Genomic DNA, 655 nt, shown 5'->3' on the forward strand with positions numbered 1-655 from the left:
TCTGGCATCATCGTCAGGATCCTAAGGCCTTTGGCATCAACAAACTTGCTCCGCTTTTGTCGGATCACATCATCAGCGTTTCGCATTTTTCAAAACCCAGAAATCCGGTGCGATCCGTGGACAAGAAATTTACCGTCATTCGCAGCCCTTTTGATTTCAACCCTCATCCTCCGGACCCGGCGCAGGCCCGACAAGCCGTCCTTGACGAGATGGGTTTGCCTCAGGACGCTCTGCTGTTGGGGTATTTCGGAAACTTCGTTCCGCGCAAACGCCCGGATCACTTTGTCAAAGCGGTGGCCGCCATTCAGAAGCAGATGCCGGATGTTCCTGTGCACGGGTTCCTGTTCGGCAGCGTTGTTGACCGGGGAAATCAGCTCGATAAGGAATGCGAGGACCTAGCTGCCGAAGCGTGGATGGAAGATCAGATCCACATGATGGGGTTTCGGCAACCGATTGACGGATACATGGCCGCGATGGACGCCAATCTGGTCACGGCTCTGGATGAACCATTTGGACGTACCTTGATCGAAACAATGTATCTTGGCACCCCGGTTGTCGCCACGCGGCACGGCGGAAATGTCGAGGCGATTGTCGACGGGAAGAATGGATTTCTGGTTGATGCCTTTGACGCGGCGGCCTTTGTGGACCCCGTGCG

At 55.3% G+C, this 655-nt stretch carries 1 protein-coding gene; it reads left to right on the forward strand.

The window, feature by feature from the left end:
• Positions 1-116 precede the first annotated feature (116 nt).
• On the forward strand, positions 117-655 hold a 539-nt coding region (locus ACR1XY_RS24745), incomplete at its 3' end, for a glycosyltransferase family 4 protein (RefSeq protein WP_480597512.1).

The sequence above is a fragment of the Ruegeria sp. AD11(2025) genome, from assembly GCF_056542405.1.